Consider the following 19,171-nt stretch of genomic DNA (forward strand, 5'->3'; position numbering starts at 1 on the left):
GAAATCAGATTACAATAATGTCAATGAACATAATACTAACCAGCTGGTTTTCAACTTATTTTAAGTGGACACTAGTGATCAAGTGCCATTAATAAATCAAAATCTGAGGCTATAGAAAAAGACCGAATTTGGTTAAATTTGAGTAATAATGAAGGTGCTTTCAAACAAATCTTAATAGGATATGCAACGGGAGCGACAAATGATTTTGACCGTTCTTTTGACGGTGAGAGTTTTGAAGGAAATCAATATTTAGACTTTTATAGTAGGAGTCAAGATAAGAATTTAGTAATTCAGGGGCGTGCATTACCGTTTGAAGAGACAGATGAAATAAAATTAGGTTTTAGCAGTAAAGTAGCAGGAGCTTTTATCATTAAAATAGATCAGACAGATGGAGTGTTAGTCAATAAAAATGTTTTTATTGAGGATAAATTAAATAATAATCTTGTTGATATAACAAACAAAAGCTATGCTTTCACTACTGCTGTGGGAATATTTGACGATCGTTTCGTTTTGCGATATACAAACAAAAACCTAATTTCGGATGAATTTATAAAAGAAGATGAATCTGTTTTTGTATCGACTAAAAACAAAGAGTTGCAAATAAAATCAACCAAAGAATTCATAGAGCAGGTTGTTGTATACAATTTAGCAGGAAGTACAATTTATCAAAAAAACGAAATCGACAACAATGATTTCTCAGTTCTGAATTTACTTGTTGGTCATCAAGTTGTGTTGGTAAAAATAGTTTTGCAGCATGGAAGGGTTGTTGCCAAGAAAATAGTGTACTAAAATAGAAGTCTAAAAAAACCATCTTGCTCCTGCAAGATGGTTTTGAGTCTTTATTCAAAAACGAAGATTATTTCCCTTTGCCAGATGCTTCAAGGTTCTTCTCGATGGTATGTCCTGGTCGTGACCATTTTGGTTTTTCACCCAAGGGAGCAAATTGAGAATCTACAGCTTCAACGGTTTGAGGCTGAGAAACTTTTGTAAAGGGTTTTTGTGGATTTAAACCTAACATTTCAAACATTTTCATGTCTTCATTTACGTCAGGATTTGGAGTGGTCAATAACTTATCTCCAGCAAAAATGGAATTGGCACCAGCAAAAAAGCACATGGCTTGACCTTCACGACTCATGTTCATTCTTCCCGCAGAAAGGCGGACTTGGGTTTCTGGCATGATGATTCGGGTTGTGGCTACCATTCGGATCATTTCCCATATTTCAACTGGTTTTTCTTCTTCCATTGGCGTTCCTTCCACAGCAACCAAGGCGTTTATAGGCACTGACTCCGGTTGTGGGTTTAAGGTAGAAAGTGCGACAAGCATTCCAGCTCGGTCTTCAATACTTTCTCCCATTCCAATTATTCCGCCGCTACAAACAGTGACATTTGTTTTACGAACATTTTCTATAGTTTGCAAACGGTCTTCAAATCCGCGGGTCGAAATTACTTCTTTATAATATTCTTCAGAGGTGTCTAAATTATGGTTGTAAGCATATAAACCAGCTTCTGCCAGTCGATGTGCTTGGTTTTCAGTGATCATTCCAAGGGTACAACACACTTCCATATCCAGTTTGTTTATGGTACGGACCATTTCCAGTACCTGGTCAAATTCAGGACCATCTTTTACATTTCTCCAAGCGGCGCCCATGCATACACGGGATGATCCGCTTGATTTTGCACGCAAAGCTTGTGCTTTTACCTGACTTACTGACATTAAATCATTGCCTTCAATTTCAGTATGGTAACGCGCTGCTTGCGGACAATAACCGCAGTCTTCAGGGCATCCGCCAGTTTTTATGGATAAAAGGGTAGAAACTTGAACCACGTTAGGATCATGGTGTTCTCTATGAATAGAAGCTGCTTCATACAGCAAGTCCATCATAGGTTTGTTATATATTGCGATAATTTCGTCTTTGGTCCAATTGTGTTTTGTAATGCTCATTGATACTATTTTTTGATGGCTCAAAAGTAGTTAAATTGTTCTAAAGAACCAATGTAATACCATTGAAAAGCCGGTTCTGAAAATTTTAATAGCCAAATTAAGCAGATGTATACCGGTGTTTTTATATTCCATAAATTCTGGGCGTAGTATTGTAGATACAGCGGTTTATTGATATAGCGGATTTTAAAATTTAATAATACCGTCGCAAAGACCAATACTAATTGTGCTTTGCGACGGTATTAGAGGAAGGATTAATTTAAAATATAGGTTATGATTCAGCTCCGTGTTTGTCTGATGCATAGCGGGGGTCCCAATACAACATAAGCATAAAGGTGACAACTACAGCGGATACTATCCCTTCAAAAAACAAAGAAATGGAATACGTCATCACCGACGGATCCCCGCCAAATAAAAAGGTTTTGGATAGTGATCCCACATAAGCATCACCACCTTTGGAATAACTGTAAATAATTAAGCCAATAATGCTCAAAAATATTCCTGTAAGCGCCGTTAATAATGCTGAAACCGCATTAGAAACTAATATTGTTTTGTTTTCGGAAAAATTAGCCTTTAGTGTTCTATGGGCGCCGTAAAAGACAAACAACACGTTAAATAAACGCAACAAATAAATATCTGCCAGGCCTAAAAGTTCCATTATTAAGAAATAAAGACCAATTCCTATGAAAATAATGAATCCGTTTACTAATTCTTTAGGTAGTTTCATACAGTTAGTTTTAAAATTTAAAAATGATACATTTCTTATAAAAAGCATCCTATTTTCAAATTTACAGAAAAAATAGTAATGTTTTATGAAAAAATCAATATTTATTCCAATAGGCAAGTGCTGTTTTTTTGTCTTTTTCAAGTTGTTCTTTTAGTACGTCAACTGATTCGAATTTTTGTTCGGAACGAATTCTTTGAAGTATCGAGACACTAATATCTTGATTGTATAAATCAGCATCGAAATCAAAGTAATGAATTTCTATCGACTGATTTTGTCCATCAACAGTAGGATTGAACCCAATGTTCATCATCCCGAAAACCGTTTTTTGATTGATACTACTTTGTACAATGTACACTCCATTTTGTGGAATCAGTTTGTAGTTTTCTTCAATTTTTAAGTTAGCCGTTGGAAAACCGATAGTCCTTCCCAGCTGTTTTCCTTGAATAATTTTCCCAGTGAGTGAATAATCATAGCCTAAATATTCATTAGCCAGCGCCATATCACCTTCTAATAAGGCCTTTCTGATTTTAGTGGAACTCACGGAAATGGCATTGATTTCCTGAACGGATATTTGTTCTACTTCAAAATTATACTCTTTTCCAAAGGCGATAAGATCATCAATATCAGCTGTTCGATTTCGTCCAAATCGATGGTCGTGGCCTATTATTATCTTGTGGATGTGAAAACGATCTACGAGAATAGTACTTACAAATTCTTCGGCAGTCAATCTTGAAAAAGTTTCGTCAAAAGGATGGATGACAAGGTTTTCGATACCAATTTTTTCCAACAAATCAATTTTCTCAGTGATAGTGTTGAGTAATTTTAGATCAGAATGTTCCTGTAAAACCATTCGGGGATGCGGAAAAAAAGTAAGTACCAGACTTTCGTAATTCTCGTTTTCCGTATTTTGGGTCAGTTTATTCAGGATTTTTTTGTGCCCAATATGGACACCATCAAAGGTACCCAACGTTAGAATTGTTTTTTTTGGGGAAACGAAATCGTTTATAGAATGAAAAATCTTCAAAGCAAGTGTTTTATAATGGTGCAAATTTAAGGTATACAATTGATATAATTAAAAAAGGATTGAAAAGTTCAATGCTTTTTTAATGTATTATAGCCTTTAATTTATTTTTTAATAAACGGAATAGTAGTCGTTTCAGATTGATTTTTCGATAATTTTAAAAAATAAATACCTTGCGATAAATGGGAGACGTTTATCTGAAGATCCTCCGCTGATTCTATTTTTTTTGATTTTAGGATCTGACCTAAAGTATTGATAATAGTGTAAACCTCCGGAGTATTGAGTTTGTTCTCACTAACTACGTTCAGTATGTTAGAGGTGGGATTTGGGTAGAGGTAAACCGAATTTAATTTTTCTATATCGACGGTAGATAATGATCCAATTCTAAAACTTTTAGATTGGGTTCCCCCAAAGGCTCCTCCGGTAGCAATAATTTCATTCGTAGGGGTTGATACAGTGTAAGAGCCATTTCCGAAATCACAACAGATGCCGTCATCTTGAGTATCAAATATAGTAAAAGTGTAACAATCATTGACTGCGAGATCGAAGGTTGCATTGATTGGATCAGGAAGCGGCCCGGTTTCTGGAAGATCTGTATAAGGGCCTCCTTTGTATAACACGGTTCCGGCTGAATTTGTAAGATTCCAGGTGGTTTCTGAACCATAATAGTCTTGTTGTAAGGAGAAAACTACTGTATTGCTGGCGTAATTTTTTGTAATGTCAAAATTTATAGTATCGCTGTTGTTGGCGCTGTTTTGATCCGTTTTCCTATTGGTACTAGTTATTGTACTGCTGAAATCATGATTGCCTCCAGTAGTAGTCAAACTATTTAAAGTAATATTTTGGGATTCGTTATTTGCCAGGCTTCCAGTCCAATTATAGGTTTGCAGGTTGTTATTATCAATTCCATAACTGATTGAGGCTTGAGTCAATGTTGCGCTGCCTTTATTCACGATTCTAATAACAGGAATAAAGCTAGTGCCGCAAGGAGGAATGTTTAAGTTTATAACCATTGTTGAAGCATCATTGGCAAAGATGATCCCCGGGGTAAGTGCATCCGAAGTTTTCAAAGAAGCCCGTCTTACGGAATTATTCATTACAGTAATCATTCGTGCTTTTTGATCTGCTGTAAAGATGTTCATACAAGTGTCATCCGTATAGTCCATATAATTTTCAACCATATCTAAGCCTGGGGATGCGGGACAGGAATCAATATTTGATGGGCAGCCCGTGTTTTCTTGTCCTGCATTAGGCGTATCTTGACAAAAATCGTCTACATCACAGCCTCCGTCTCCCCAAATGTGGCGCAGCCCAAGCCAGTGTCCTACCTCATGGGAGGTTGTTCTCCCTTTGTCATAAGGAGTAGTGTAGTTTCCTCCGGTAAAATAACTGGATGAACCAAAAAAAGTATAACCAATCACGACACCGTCAGTGTTAGCGAAGCCTTCATCTTGATTTATTCCCGGCAGTCCGGAAGCACTAGGAAATTGTGCGTATCCCAAAAGATCGGTTTTGGTAAATTTGACTACCCAAATATTAAGGTATTTTTCAGGATTCCATTGTGTTTGGGGTTTTAGAGAGCCATCAATATCGACAGTAGACCAGCTTTCTCGCCCTAAGTTTACATGGTTTATCCCGTTTGATGAAATGCCCGATGGATCTCGTTTAGCCAGTGCGAATTCTATTTCTACATCAGCTCCTACAGAATTGGTGTTGAATCCTGGAGTGTTAGCTTTTTTTCTGAAATCTTCGTTGAGTACTTGAATTTGAGAAATTACTTGTTCATCAAAAATATTTTCATCACTGCCTAAAAGGTCGCCATTATGAATTACATGAACGACAACCGGTATGGTGATGACTGCATTTGTTTTGAATCCTTGTGCAGCATTCTTTTTTTTATTTTTTTCGAGTTCAATCTTTGGTGCTATCCATTGTTCAAATTCAGCAGTAGATATTCTGTTTGGATTTTTGGATTTCAGGTATTCTTCATATTCTGTCGTGGCACATCGAATTACAGAACCTTCCGGAATGATTTTATTTTTGCCAAAAAGGAGCGTTTTTGAAGGGGTGTTATTTACTTGTGCAAACGTAGGATTGATTGAAAAAAAAAAGCACAGTGTAATAAAAAAAATAATTTTTTTCATATTATGGATGTGTTTAGAAAAGGGTAATTCAATGTGTTGATTTTTAGTGTGTATTAAAAACATGCATTAAAATTAATTATTATTTTTATCTAATACAAATTAAAAAAAACAGAGGCGTACAAAGGAAGCATATTCCTTTTTTTATTTCCCGTTAAATGTGGTCATGGTAATTTCCAGTCCGGAAGTTCCAAAGGATTTTATGATTTCGGAGGCTAATTCCAGTCGTTCCGTAAGCGCTGTTTTTTCAGTATCATCCCAGTCGCCAAGGACATAGTCAACTTGTTTTCCTTTTTTGAATTCGTCACTGATCCCAAAACGGAATCGGGCGTAATTTTGCGTATTCAATACCAGATTGATGTTTTTGAGTCCGTTGTGTCCGCCATCGCTTCCTTTTTGTCGGATGCGAATGGCTCCAAAAGATAGATTCAAATCATCGGTGATCACCAGAATATTTTCAAGTGGAATATTCTCTTTTCCCATCCAGTATTGCACGGCTTTTCCGCTCAAATTCATATATGTGTTGGGTTTGAGTAGCAAAAAAGTTCTTCCTTTGAATTTGTATTGGGCCAGTGTACCTAGTTTTACGGTTTCGAAAGTAACGCTTTCTTTCCGGGCGAGGAAATCCACGATTTTAAAACCAATGTTGTGGCGAGTGTTTACATACTCGGCGCCAATGTTGCCGAGTCCTATTATTAAAAATTTATTACTCACGTTTTCTATATTATTTTTTTGGTGTTCGAGAGCCTCTGATTTCCTACAATCTGTATTATTCTCAGTTTTTGTAGGTGAGAATAAATTTGAAATCCATTTTATCATACTGCAAAAATAGACTTAATTAGAATAGTGTACTATTAGATTTTTAGAAAATCGGTATTGGGAACAAAATAGTTCTGGATAGCCCTGATGGGAGTGGCATCCCGCGCTTTTTGGCGTGGATACAACGGACAGCAGGAGGGGCGTTGTTGTGAAAATGGGTAGTTGTGCTCCTTGTAATTTAAAATAGGATAATGAGGTTTCTCGTTGCTCTAAATGAAAAAATAAAAAGCAAAAAAAAGCACCAGTTGTAGAGCTGATGCTTTCTTGAATGATTGAAAAAATATTATTTTTTCTTTCCTTTTACGGGAGCTTTTGCTGCTTTTGCTGCCTCTTGAGCTGCTTTCATAGCGGCACGAGAGATTTTCACTTGACAAATTACAGTGTTGTCCGGGTGCATGATTTTGTAGTCCGGAGAAGCTACTTTAGTAACGTACAATTTGTTACCCATGTCTAAGGCAGTAATGTCAGCTTCAATAAAATCAGGAAGATTTTTTGGTAAAGCTTTTACTTTTAGTTTACGAGTGTTCAAACGTAAATCTCCACCGGCCATAACTCCTTTAGAGTTACCAATGATTTTTACAGGAACTTCCATAGTGATTTCTTTGTCATCAAATAATTGAAAGAAGTCAATGTGTAAGATCTTGTCAGACACCGGGTGAACCTGAATGTCTTGTAAAATAGCGTTAAATGATTTTCCTTCACCTAGATTGATCTCAACTGTGTGAGCGTTTGGGGTGTAAACCAAGTTTTTGAAAGCCATAACTTCTGCTGAGAAATGAACTGCCTGATTTCCTCCGTATAATACGCAAGGAACCAATCCAGCATTACGTAGGGCTTTAGTCGCAACTTTACCCACGCTTTCTCTTTCTGATCCTTTAATTGTAATCGATTTCATTGTAAAAAAATATAGTTATTAAATAATATTACTTGTTTGGCTTTTAGCTTTTGGCTATCAGCATGACTTTATAACTTTAAGACATTGGACTTTACGACTAATGTATTACATTATAAATTTTCCACTTATGGAATTGTTGTGGTGCACCATGTGCATAACTTCAGCAAAAAGAGGCGCACAACTCAACACTCTTATTTTTTTTGATTCTTTCTTTAACGGAATAGAATCGGTGACGATTAATTCTAATAATTTAGAATTCTCTATTTTTTCGTAAGCATCCCCGGATAAAATCGCGTGTGTACAAATTGCTCGTACGCTCAGTGCTCCTTTTTCGATCATTAAATCTGCGGCTTTCGCCAAAGTGCCTCCGGTATCAATCATGTCATCTACTAAGATTACATTTTTACCTTTAACTTCACCAATCAATTCCATGGTGTCAATAATATTGGCTTCTTTTCTTTGTTTGTAACAAATCACCACATCCGATTCTAAGAATTTAGAATACGCATAGGCTCTTTTTGAACCTCCCATGTCTGGAGAAGCGATAGTCAGATTGTCTAAACCTAAACTTTTTACGTACGGCAAGAATATTGTCGATGCAAAAAGGTGATCTACCGGTTTTTCAAAGAATCCTTGAATTTGATCTGCGTGCAAATCCATGGTCATTACTCTTGTTGCGCCTGCAGCATCAAGTAAATTAGCCACTAATTTAGCTCCTATCGGAACTCTTGGCTTATCTTTTCTATCTTGTCTTGCCCAACCAAAGTAAGGAATTACTGCCGTTATGTGTCGTGCCGAAGCCCGTTTTGCAGCATCAATCATCAGTAACATTTCCATCAAATTATCTGCCGTTGGAAAAGTAGAACAAACGATAAAAACCCGTAATCCTCTGATAGACTCTTCATAAGAAGGCTGAAATTCACCGTCGCTGTATTTTGACATGGTGATTTTCCCTAAAGGGATTCCGTATTGCTCTGCTATTTTTTCAGCCAGATAGACACTTTGTGAACACGCAAAAATTTTAGCTTCTGGTTCTAGGTGTGACATTTAATTTGTTGTTTTTATTCCGCTGCGCTCCATACTGTTGGCTTTGTCATTTGTATAAAGCCGTATGTTTGTATTTGCCTCGGGTGTAGTTAGTTGTGTGTTGTGTTTTTAACGAGGTGCAAATTTATAAAATTTATTCAACTCTGAAAGGAAAAAATTAAGTATTTTTAGTTGAACATTTAATATTATTTTTTACATTTGCATCGTGTTAAAGGAATTGATGGTTGATTTAAACACAACCACCTCTTTTATTGCGTTGAAATAACTGTTGTTATTTCATGTCTAGCTAAGCCCGGATGGCGGAATTGGTAGACGCGCTGGTCTCAAACACCTGTGGGAAACCGTGCCGGTTCGACTCCGGCTCCGGGTACAAAAACCGCTTCGAAAGAAGCGGTTTTTTTGTTTTATGTCACAATGAATTCCTGTGTAGTTTTGCTTTGTTTGCTATTGATTGCGGGCACGGAATTCAATTCCGCGCGATCAAAGAGAGATGTATCCGCGCTATCGGGGAAATAATATATTTATTATTAGTCTAAAGTCTTATTATTCAGCGAATGAAAAATAAAATAATTAATAACTACAGAAGTGCTAAATAATAATTCATTGCTCATTTTAAATATACATACTATGATTACTGAAAGAACAAAATATTATTTACTTTTCACAATTATTACCGTTTGTTGTTTTGATTTTAGCTGAAATTATATTTGAATAGTAACCTTTGATTTAATCTTTCAACAAAAAAAGAGCAACTGTTATAGCTGCTCTTCCTGTTTAAACTAATTATGTTGTACCAATTATCGTTTGATGAAAATTTACAGACGATTGAATTGACATCGTTGATGTTTTTATTAATTCAGTACGATTACTGTTTCAATAACCTTACTACCTTCATTTATATTTACTTTGTTGATTTTTCCATTTTCCATATATTTGATAAAGGCTGTTTTATCAGTGTTTTCAAGTGTTACCTTTACATATTTAGTGTCAACTCTTTTTAACGAACCTGTAAGTGCATCCACACCCCAGCCAATTATGCTAAAGCCATTCAAGATTGCAACTAAATTAAATTTTGAATCCATTACAACAACCTTCTCTTTGTAATTATCTAACTTAAAGTCAACCCTGTCGTCTGCCTTTACTTTGATTTGAACTGGCGTAGTTCCTTTTTCAAATCCGTTGATAAATACTTTTGCACCTGAAGGGTCTGTTTCAAATAATACGTTTCTTTTTGAGCCTGTAAAAATAGATGCACAACTTGTAAAAAGTAATGAAGCGATAACCAGTGATAAAATAAATTTAATTTTCATAATAATGTAACTTATAATTGGCTTACTTCAGTTTAAAGTCTTTTTTCGGCTTGTTCCGACTTTTTATATTCTCAGTCCCTTTTTGAGTAGTAATTAAGCGACATTTGTTTTTTTTAATAAAATTATACCTGCAAAACTATGTTTAAAAAAAGAGAGCCACAATACCCACTTTTAGTGATTTTTCAAATATTAAATCTAGACATCAAATTCACCTGTAGAGGTTGGAGAATCCTGTTTTGTTTGTTGTTTGATGTTTAATCTTCATTTTAGCGAGAATGCTTCCATTCGCTTCGTGGTGGTATGGTTGTTTTTATGGAAATAATAATCAAAGTGTTGTATGACAACTTCTTTGGTGCCCAATGCATTTAGGAAGTCTTCAGGAATTCTAATCCCGTGAGAATTACCTATTTTTATTATTTGTGTTTGGCGGACTTTTATCATCCAACAAATGTAATTTACTTTTGTGGTTACTTTTTTGTTTTTTTAACATATCATCTCAAAGGAGTTTATAGAGTTTATCTCATCACAATGAATTCCTGATAATCAAAGCACTTTTGTTCTCAATTTGCTCTTTTTTGCCTTTCAAAATCATTTGTGCCAGTAACTTTCCCATAACTTCAAAATTGGTTGAAATCGTTGTGATGCCGTTTTCAACTACCTTTTTAAGCGGGGTTTCGTTGTATGATATAATGCCGTAATCACTACCCAATTGTAGGTTTTGCATTTTTGCTTTTTCTATAACGCTGACTAAATCCCGGTCACTCGGGATGATGTACACTTCGCCTTTATTAATTTCCCGATTCTTAAATTCAGTGATGATTTCATAATCGAAAGCAAAGTCGCTGCAGAAATTTTCAAAACCTATTTTCATGCCCAGCGGTTCGCGAAATCCCGGGAAAATCATAATCAGTTTTTTGTATTTGTTCAATCTGGATTTCCCTTTCAGTAAGCCGTCATAAATGTCTTTTACGAAATTTTGATACACGGCAGGAAAGGATTTTAGTTCTGGATTGGTTTGATCTAATATGTAAACATCGTTAACTGGTAGGGTTTTTATAATTGATGCCGCCCCGACTAAATTGGTAGGCATGATAATATATTTAGTGTAGTTTCCATTACCGTCATTTATTAGTTTTTTAAAGACTTGAATATTAAAATGATGGAAGAAAATGTCAACCTGAACGTTGTCTCCGATGGTCTCTAAGAATGAATTGTAGATGTCTTCTTTGAAAATATTTAATTCATCAAAAAGTAAAAATATCCTTTGTTTTATAGTGATTTCAACACTTTTTAAATAATAGCCTTTGCCCGGAATGGCATAAATAATTCCTCTTTTTTTTAATTCTTCATAGGCTTGCAAAACCGTATCACGGGACAAGGAGAATTCCAGACAGACTTTGTTTACTGAGGGAAGTTTATCGCCTTTTCGTAGTTTTTCGTGTTCTATTGCCTTCTCTAAGGAGAAAATGATTTGTTTGTATTTAGGAACTCCAAGGTTGTTCTGAATCGAAATTATTTTCATGCAGCAGTCAATTTTTTGGCAATATACAAAAACTGGTAGGTACTGGTATGCAAAAGCAAACAATTACTATACTTTTGATTTTTAATATTTCATAAAAAAATAATAAAAACAAAACAGATAGTATACTTTTTTACTAATAATACAACGAAATTGTTTGCTTTTTGTAGCTGCAAAGGATGTTAGTTGTTTTTTAGATTCAAGTAACTTGACTGCTGTGTATTAACAGTCTAATATATGCAGAAACTATAATTCTGTTAGAGCGCTATCAATAAGGCGAAACAGATGGGAGAGAAATAAGAGTATAATTATCTAATCTAAACACAAAAAAGACTAGGAATTAATGGAAAAGTGAAAGGAAACTTTATCAGGGAAATACGCCTACAAATCATGGTTGTAGAAATTTTCCAAATTTATTTGAGTTCGTATTAGGAAATAAACTCAAGGAGTAGAAAAATAAAACAATTTAAGTTTAGTGGTATAGTAAGGAACATCTAATTATTGACATTTATTTTTTTTAATGTCAATGTACAACAAGTTATTGCAAAAGTAAGAGAAGTAGAAGATAAGATTAACCCGAAGCAAACTTTAAAACTGAAGTTTTTTAAATTCTCTCTAAGATTTATTACATCCATTAAAAAGAATTATGATAGTAACGCTAATTTAAAAAACAACAATAAATAATGAGTCAAATTCTGTTAAAAGATAGTCACAATTGTGTTTTTGCTCGAATTAGGGATGGTTAAAATGTTTACTCATTAGAAAGACCAAGACAAATTAAAACTATTTAAAATGAAAAAATCAATGAAAACAAAAATCAACCAAATTTTAAAGCAGAGATATTACCTCTTACTTTTTTTTAGTTTTTTACTACAACAAAGTTATGCTCAAGAGCAAATTAAAATTACGGGAAAAATAACATCCGCTGTCAATGGAGATGGGATTCCACTTGCCAATATTCTTGTGAAGAATACTTCAATCGTAACCGTAACAGATTTTGATGGGAATTTCTCCATTATGGCCAAACCGGGTCAAGTACTTGTTGTTTCCTACCAAGGATATGTATCAAAAGAGATTACAGCAACCAAAGAGACCGTAGTTACTATTTCTTTAACCGAAGACATTCTTGCTTTGAATGAAATTGTAGTTGTAGGATACGGTTCTCAGAACAAGAAAGATTTAACAGGAGCTGTTTCTTTGGTAAAAGCCAGTGAAATTCAGAAAAGACAAATCACAACAGTTGCAGAAGGATTACAAGGCACTGTTACAGGGGTTAAGGTTCGTGGCGGCGGTAGACCTGGTCAAGAAGCAAACGTCGAGATTCGGGGTTTAAAAAACCTTCAAAATACAAATCCATTATACGTGATCGATGGATTGATTACCTCTGGAAATAGAGACTTTAACCCGAATGATATTGAAAGTATTCAGGTGTTAAAAGATGCGTCTTCTGCTGCAATTTACGGTTCCAGAGCCGCAAATGGTGTAATTATCATTACCACAAAAAAAGGGAAAAAAGGACCACTTAAGATCGACGTTTCTGCGAAAACAAGTATTACAACAATGCCAAGATATGATTTAATGGGAACTGAGGAGTTCGCAAAATTTAATAATCAGGCGTATGATAATGCAGGAATTCCGAGACAAAATCTTAATATGGCAGTAAACACGGACTGGCAGGAAGAAGTTTTTCAGACAGGAATGATGCAGGATTATAATGCCAGTTTTTCAGGAGGAGGCGACAACTCAACTTTCTTCATGTCGGGAAATTATTTTGGAAATAAAGGAACTGTAGTTTCAACAGGTTTCAACAGAATTTCATTTAGAGTAAACTCAAGCGGAACAAAAGGAATTTTTAGTATAGGGGAAAATTTAGCAATTAGTAATTCTAAAACAGATGAAATGTCATTCGATCCAACCGAACCGTGGAACGGAAATCCACTTATTGATATTTACAGATTAATTCCGACAGTTCCAGTTTATGATGCAGCTAATCCTGGGGGGTATGGTTATGGAAAACAAGGTGTAGCTGAAGTTTTTGGAGCAAACCCTTTGGCACTTGCTGATTTAGCAAATGTAAAAAATGAAAATTTTAGAATTAGAGGGAATCTATGGTCAGAGTTAAAATTTACTCCGTGGTTACAATATCGTTTCAATTTTGGATATGAAACTAGTTTTGACAGCTACAATCTTCTCAGAAAAACTGGAAATTGGAAGTTAAATCAGCCTTTTGAAAGATCTTTTGCCAATCAAAATAAAGGTAGATCAGAAACTACACTTTTTGAAAATACGTTGACTTTCAAAAAAGAATTTGGGAAACATGATTTAACAATTTTGGCAGGACAAACTTACCAAGAAGACAATTATAATCGGATTTACGGAACTAAGAGAAATCTGGTACAAAACTCAGGTACAGGAGAATATTATGACGTTTTAGATTTAGGAGATTCGCCAGAAGTTGGAGGATTTATAAATGAAGCGGCTTTGACGTCCTATTTAGGAAGACTAGAATACAATTATGATAATCGTTACTTATTTAATTTCGTTATCAGACGTGATGGATCTTCAAAATTTAGCGATGAGAATAAATGGGGTAATTTTCCTTCTGTTTCTGCTGGATGGAGAATTAGCAACGAGTCTTTCTTTAAATCAGAATTCATTAACGATTTAAAATTAAGAGCCAGTTACGGAGAATTAGGAAGTGGAAATATTGGAAATTACGAATATCAATCTTTCATTAATACTTTTGGAGCGATTGTTTTAGGAGACGGACAAACGGTACATCCTTCGGCAACTCAAGTTAGATTAGCAAATTCAGAATTGCGTTGGGAAAAATTAAAACAAACTAATTTTGGTTTAGATCTTGGAGTTTTAAATACTGATTTACGATTAACTGCAGATTATTTTGTTGCGCGTACAGAAGATGTATTGTTTGGTTTTCCAATTTTATTGACCACAGGTAATGATGGAGGAAATCCGATTTCAAATGCGGCAACTGTAGAAAACAAAGGTTTTGAATTGGAGCTGGCTTACAACAAAAAAATCAATGACTTCTCTTTTAATGCTTCTGTAAACTTTACGAAAGTAAACAACAAACTCGTTTCATTAGGAAACGGACAAAATCAAAGTATTCAGGAAAATACAATTACCCGCGCCGGAAACCCTGTGGGAATGTGGTTTGTTTTACAAACGGACGGATTATTCCAAAATCAGAATGAAATTGATAGCTATGTAAATTCTGCAGGAACGGTAATTATGCCAAATGCACAACCTGGAGATATTCGTTTTAAGGATGTTAATGGAGATGGTGAAATTACAAGCGAAGACAAAGATGTAGTTGGTAGCCCTTGGCCGGAATTCGAAATGGGTTTGAATGCCGGAGCGGAGTATAAAGGTTTTGATTTTTCTATGAACTGGGTTGCTTCTAGCGGAGCTGTTATTTACAACGGATTCAGAAGTACAGTGGATCGTTTTGATGATAACAGCAATTACAGAACAGGAATTCAGCCATGGACAGCAGAAAATCCAAATACTGATTTTCCTAGAATCACAAAAGGAACGACTTTAAACTCAAGAGGAGATAGTGACCGTTTCTTAGAAAGTGGTGATTATATCCGACTAAAATATATTGGATTTGGATATAATTTATCAGAAAAAAGCTTAAAAAGCAGTGGAATTTCAAGAGCAAGATTAACATTGTCTGCACAAAATATTATTACGATTACAAAATATCAAGGATTAGACCCGGAGTTTAGTAACAGTAATGTTTTTCAAAGAGGTGTTGACAATGGTTCTTTCCCAAATCTTCCGACTTACTCCATTGGTGTTGAGTTTAGTTTTTAATTTTAAAAAAGCATTATAATGAAAAAAATAATAGTAACAACCGTAATTTTTTTAAGTCTTTTTTTTACATCTTCATGTGAAAATGAACTAGACCTATCCAATCCAAATGCCGTAACAGTAGATCAGTACTGGAAGACCGAAAGTGATGCACAAGTAGGCGTTAATTCGATTTATGCCATGTTCTATAAAGAAGGATTATGGGCAAGATGGATATACTTACGTTTAGATATAACCTCTGACGAAGGTTTCAGTAAAAGTCCATGGACAGAATTGGCAGATTGGACCCGATTCAATTATATCAATTATAATTTTGGACCAGGAAATGCAGATACTTGGAGAGATACTTATAAAGCCATCTTTAGATGTAATCAGGTTTTGGCAAATGTCCCAAATATTTCGTTTCAAGATGAAAAAAGCAAAAAAGAAGTTTTAGCACAAGCTAAATTTCTAAGAGCTTTACATTATTATTATGCAGCAATTCTTTGGGAAAATGTACCGATTGTTTTAACTCCATCTATACCAACGGATTTACCTGAACAAAAAAATGTGACCGAAGTTTGGGCTCAAATCGAAACTGATTTGAATGAAGCCTACATTGATTTACCAACAGAATGGCCATCAGCAGAAACGGGAAGACCTGATAAAGGGGCTGCTAAAGCAATGCTTGCCAAAGTATATATGCAACAACATAAATGGCAGTCGGCTAAAGTTGCTTTAGAATATTTGATTTCTGGTGCTGGTGCAAAATACAGTTTAGTGCCTAATTATAGAGATAATTTTACTGATTTGAATGAGAATAATAGAGAATCGGTTTTCGAAATTCAGTTTGGAAATCAGAGAAATGGGCCAGCAGACGAAAGTCAAAGCGCGGCTGTTTCCAGCCAACGTGCACAGTTTTTTGCCCCAAGAAGTATCGGATGGTCAGACGGACAAGCGAGATTTTGGCTAGTCGACGCTTTCAAAAAAGAAAAAAATAAAGACGGTGGTTTAGATATTCGATTAAGATACACCTTATTTTACCCTGATTTATTGGCCGATTTTGGAGACAAAACATACAATAAAACTTGGCAATGGGAAGCAAATGAAGCTTGGTTCAGAAAAGGTAGTAGAGATTATTACAGGGATAATGAAGATTATTACAGTCAAGTAAACTACCGATTAATTCGTTATGCAGATATCTTATTGCGTTACGCCGAAGTCTTGAACGAAACAGGAAATACTGCCGGTGCTTACCAATATGTAGATATGGTAAGAGCTCGTGCAAACATAGGAACTTTAGCGGTTGCGCATCCTGAAATCGGGAATGATAAAGCTAAATTCTTAGAGCAATTAAAAATGGAACGCGTTTTAGAATTGGCTGGCGAAAGTGTTCGTTGGGAAGATTTGAAACGTTGGGGTGATTTAGACACTCAAACAGCTGTGGCTAAAATTGCACTTCGTGATCCTGATTTCAAGAACTTTGTTGTTGGAAAAAATCAAAGATTGCCAATTCCTCAAGTAGAAGTTGACAACAACCCAAATTTGAGTCAACACCCGGAATATTAGACTATAATATTTAAGGGAATGGTCCAGAATCATTCCCTTAAAATTAGCAAAAACTTGTCCCATTGAAAAAAATTATAATGAAAAATACAAAACTATATCTGGCACTCATGCTAGTTGGAATCTTATTAGTTAGTTGCAACAAAACTAAATCAAGCTCAGAAGAAAAGAAAAATACCGTAACAACTGCTGTTGAAAAAAGAGAAATTTGGACAAAAGAACAGGCTAATTCATGGTATGCAAAACAGCCGTGGCTTGTAGGAGCAAATTACAATCCAAGTACCGCCATAAATCAACTGGAAATGTGGCAAGAGGATACTTTTGATCCTAAAAGAATTGATGAAGAACTAGGTTGGGCAGAACAAATAGGAATGAATACCATGCGTGTTTATTTACATGATTTATTACACAAAGATGATGCTGAAGGTCTTTACAAACGAATGAATCTCTTTCTAGCAATTGCTGATAAACATCATATAAAAATTTTATTTGTGCTTTTTGATTCTTGTTGGGATCCATTTCCAGAATCAGGAAAGCAAAGAGCTCCAAAACCACATGTTCACAATTCAGGCTGGGTACAAAGTCCAGGACAAAAAGCATTGGAGGATGAAACACAATATCCTCGTTTAGAAAAATACGTAAAAGAAACGGTTACTCATTTTAAAGAGGATCAAAGAATATTAGGTTGGGATGTTTGGAATGAGCCTGATAACATGACAGGTCCTTCTTATGAAAAAGTTGAGATCGCCAACAAGGTTGATTTAGTGTACACTCTTTTGGGGAAAGTATTTAAATGGGCTAGAGAAAGTAATCCTTCACAACCACTAACCTCTGGTGTTTGGGCTGGTGATTGGATAGAGGCGAATTTAAAACCCATTTTTAAATTACAGTTAGACCAATCGGATGTGATTTCTTTTCATTGTTATGATAAACCCAAAGATTTTTTAAAACGTATCAATGAGCTAAAACGCTACGGAAAACCAATGTTGTGTACTGAATACATGGCGCGTCCGAATGGAAGCACATTCGAAGGATTTTTGCCCATTGCAAAAGAAAATAAAATTGCTATGATCAATTGGGGTTTAGTTGATGGTAAATCACAGACTAAATACTCTTGGGACAGTTGGACTAAAAAATACGATGCGGAACCCCAATTATGGTTTCACGAAGTATTTCATACGGATGGTACGCCTTATAAAAAATCAGAAACCGATTTAATTAAAAAACTAACTTCTGAGGCTAATGCCAAATAAAACATGTTAAAAACTAACCCTATCTTGATTCCTCAAAATAGGGTTATAATACCAAAAAGAATGAAAAAAAGGATTCTAAATACGGTTTTAATACTTACCGTTTTATTGTTAGAAACCATATTATTTGCACAGCAACCTAATCCGCCGGGGCAAGTACAAAATGGTTCAAAAGCAAAGAACGAAGCTTATTTATTTGCACACATGACGCATAACGATTACGGAAGATTGTATTATTCAGTTAGTCTTGATGGCTTACATTGGACTAATTTAAACAACGAAAAAAGAGTCTTTCCGGAATACCAAGGACACCCGGACATTTGCAAAGGTCCGGACGGCAAGTATTATATAGCAGGCAACACCAGCGATGATTCACCAGAAATTAATATATGGATTTCTGATGATTTAATAACTTGGAAAAAGCATGCTGTTTACACGCCAAATCTAAAAAGCACTCCCGATTATTCCAGTGCATTGCAAAGAATAGGCGCTCCAAAATTGTATTACGACAAAGACTCCGCAAAGTTTATGCTAACTTGGCACACGCCTCACAAGCAAGGCTCTAAAGAAGATCCCGAAGCCTATTGGGCAAGCCAAAGAACACTTTATGTCATGTCAAAAGATTTAAAAATGTTTGAAGGCACTCCAAATCGATTGTTTGATTGGGACATGGGAACGATTGATGTCTTCATCAGAAAAGTGGGAGATTCCTATTACGCAATTTTAAAAGATGAAACCTACCCAACTTTATATTGGACAACGGGAAAAACCATCCGAATTGCTAAATCAAAATCGCTATTAGGGCCATATTCATTGCCACAGGAATCAATCAGTCCGAATTTTAGGGAAGCACCTATGTTGATTCCATCTCCGGACGATAAAATTTGGTATATGTATTACGAGCAGTATCCCGGAGTTTCTTATGGATTATCCATTTCAGATAATTTAAACGGCCCTTGGTTTCAAGCATCAGGATATACTTTTTATAGTGATTGGGACAAATACAGTTTACCCGAAAAAGCAAGACATGGTTGCATGATTTCAATTTCTACAAAAGAGTATGATGGTTTGGTACAGAAATTTGGTTTAACCAAAACAGAATCGAATCCCAAAAAGTAAAA

Annotated in this window: 15 protein-coding genes and 1 tRNA gene; 6 read left to right on the forward strand and 10 right to left on the reverse strand. The window is 35.4% G+C overall.

The genetic code is table 11. The features are described from left to right. The first annotated feature begins 138 nt into the window (after positions 1 to 138). The gene (locus EKL97_RS01980; protein WP_158614908.1) at positions 139 to 789 is read left to right on the forward strand and encodes a T9SS sorting signal type C domain-containing protein; all 651 of its coding nucleotides are present in this window, start codon (positions 139 to 141) and stop codon (positions 787 to 789) included. A 67-nt stretch (positions 790 to 856) separates the two neighbouring features. Here the strand turns inward: EKL97_RS01980 and bioB are convergent, their stop codons facing one another. The 7 genes from bioB to EKL97_RS02015 all read right to left on the reverse strand — a co-directional run bounded on the left by bioB (position 857) and on the right by EKL97_RS02015 (position 8,589). Then, positions 857 to 1,942: a biotin synthase BioB gene (gene bioB, locus EKL97_RS01985; protein ID WP_126458136.1), complete on the reverse strand. Its 1,086-nt coding sequence runs from the start codon at positions 1,940 to 1,942 to the stop codon at positions 857 to 859. Positions 1,943 to 2,210: 268 nt separating this feature from the next. After that, on the reverse strand, positions 2,211 to 2,666 hold the full coding sequence (locus EKL97_RS01990) for a hypothetical protein (protein ID WP_126458139.1): 456 nt from the start codon (positions 2,664 to 2,666) through the stop codon (positions 2,211 to 2,213). A 94-nt stretch (positions 2,667 to 2,760) separates the two neighbouring features. Beyond that, the gene (locus tag EKL97_RS01995; protein ID WP_126553049.1) at positions 2,761 to 3,690 is read right to left on the reverse strand and encodes a bifunctional riboflavin kinase/FAD synthetase; all 930 of its coding nucleotides are present in this window, start codon (positions 3,688 to 3,690) and stop codon (positions 2,761 to 2,763) included. A gap of 101 nt (positions 3,691 to 3,791) precedes the next feature. Beyond that, positions 3,792 to 5,831, reverse strand: coding sequence for a M43 family zinc metalloprotease (locus EKL97_RS02000; protein WP_158614909.1), 2,040 nt, complete (start codon positions 5,829 to 5,831; stop codon positions 3,792 to 3,794). Positions 5,832 to 5,972: 141 nt separating this feature from the next. After that, positions 5,973 to 6,647 carry an aminoacyl-tRNA hydrolase gene (gene pth, locus EKL97_RS02005; RefSeq protein ID WP_126458148.1) on the reverse strand — a complete coding sequence of 225 codons (675 nt, stop codon included), beginning with the start codon at positions 6,645 to 6,647 and terminating at the stop codon, positions 5,973 to 5,975. 283 nt (positions 6,648 to 6,930) lie between these two features. Continuing rightward, positions 6,931 to 7,542 carry a 50S ribosomal protein L25/general stress protein Ctc gene (locus tag EKL97_RS02010; RefSeq protein WP_126452005.1) on the reverse strand — a complete coding sequence of 204 codons (612 nt, stop codon included), beginning with the start codon at positions 7,540 to 7,542 and terminating at the stop codon, positions 6,931 to 6,933. A 105-nt stretch (positions 7,543 to 7,647) separates the two neighbouring features. Next, the gene (locus EKL97_RS02015) at positions 7,648 to 8,589 is read right to left on the reverse strand and encodes a ribose-phosphate pyrophosphokinase (RefSeq protein ID WP_126458151.1); all 942 of its coding nucleotides are present in this window, start codon (positions 8,587 to 8,589) and stop codon (positions 7,648 to 7,650) included. A 290-nt stretch (positions 8,590 to 8,879) separates the two neighbouring features. Here EKL97_RS02015 and EKL97_RS02020 point away from each other — a divergent pair. Continuing rightward, a tRNA-Leu gene (locus EKL97_RS02020) sits at positions 8,880 to 8,959 on the forward strand. Between the two features lie 481 nt (positions 8,960 to 9,440). On the opposite strand, the gene EKL97_RS02025 is transcribed toward EKL97_RS02020, so the two are convergent. The 3 genes from EKL97_RS02025 to EKL97_RS02035 form a co-directional block, all read right to left on the reverse strand. Then, positions 9,441 to 9,899 carry a PEGA domain-containing protein gene (locus EKL97_RS02025; RefSeq protein ID WP_126553069.1) on the reverse strand — a complete coding sequence of 153 codons (459 nt, stop codon included), beginning with the start codon at positions 9,897 to 9,899 and terminating at the stop codon, positions 9,441 to 9,443. A gap of 261 nt (positions 9,900 to 10,160) precedes the next feature. Next, complete coding sequence (locus tag EKL97_RS02030; RefSeq protein WP_126515168.1) at positions 10,161 to 10,340, reverse strand: hypothetical protein; 180 nt, start codon at positions 10,338 to 10,340, stop codon at positions 10,161 to 10,163. 82 nt (positions 10,341 to 10,422) lie between these two features. Further along, complete coding sequence (locus EKL97_RS02035; RefSeq protein WP_126567947.1) at positions 10,423 to 11,421, reverse strand: GntR family transcriptional regulator; 999 nt, start codon at positions 11,419 to 11,421, stop codon at positions 10,423 to 10,425. Positions 11,422 to 12,210: 789 nt separating this feature from the next. On the opposite strand from EKL97_RS02035, the gene EKL97_RS02040 reads away from it, so the two are divergent. From EKL97_RS02040 to EKL97_RS02055, 4 genes are all read left to right on the forward strand, one after another. Beyond that, positions 12,211 to 15,258, forward strand: a complete 3,048-nt coding sequence (locus EKL97_RS02040) for a SusC/RagA family TonB-linked outer membrane protein (RefSeq protein WP_233588538.1) — start codon at positions 12,211 to 12,213, stop codon at positions 15,256 to 15,258. Positions 15,259 to 15,276: 18 nt separating this feature from the next. Beyond that, entirely contained in the window at positions 15,277 to 16,803 is a 1,527-nt protein-coding gene (locus tag EKL97_RS02045) for a RagB/SusD family nutrient uptake outer membrane protein (protein ID WP_126567949.1), read from the forward strand. Between the two features lie 77 nt (positions 16,804 to 16,880). Further along, on the forward strand, positions 16,881 to 18,053 hold the full coding sequence (locus EKL97_RS02050; RefSeq protein ID WP_126567950.1) for a cellulase family glycosylhydrolase: 1,173 nt from the start codon (positions 16,881 to 16,883) through the stop codon (positions 18,051 to 18,053). A gap of 60 nt (positions 18,054 to 18,113) precedes the next feature. After that, positions 18,114 to 19,169, forward strand: a complete 1,056-nt coding sequence (locus EKL97_RS02055; RefSeq protein WP_126567952.1) for a glycoside hydrolase family 43 protein — start codon at positions 18,114 to 18,116, stop codon at positions 19,167 to 19,169. Positions 19,170 to 19,171: the final 2 nt, after the last annotated feature.

Source organism: Flavobacterium sp. LS1P28 (assembly GCF_003970335.1).
Classification (GTDB): Bacteria; Bacteroidota; Bacteroidia; order Flavobacteriales; family Flavobacteriaceae; genus Flavobacterium.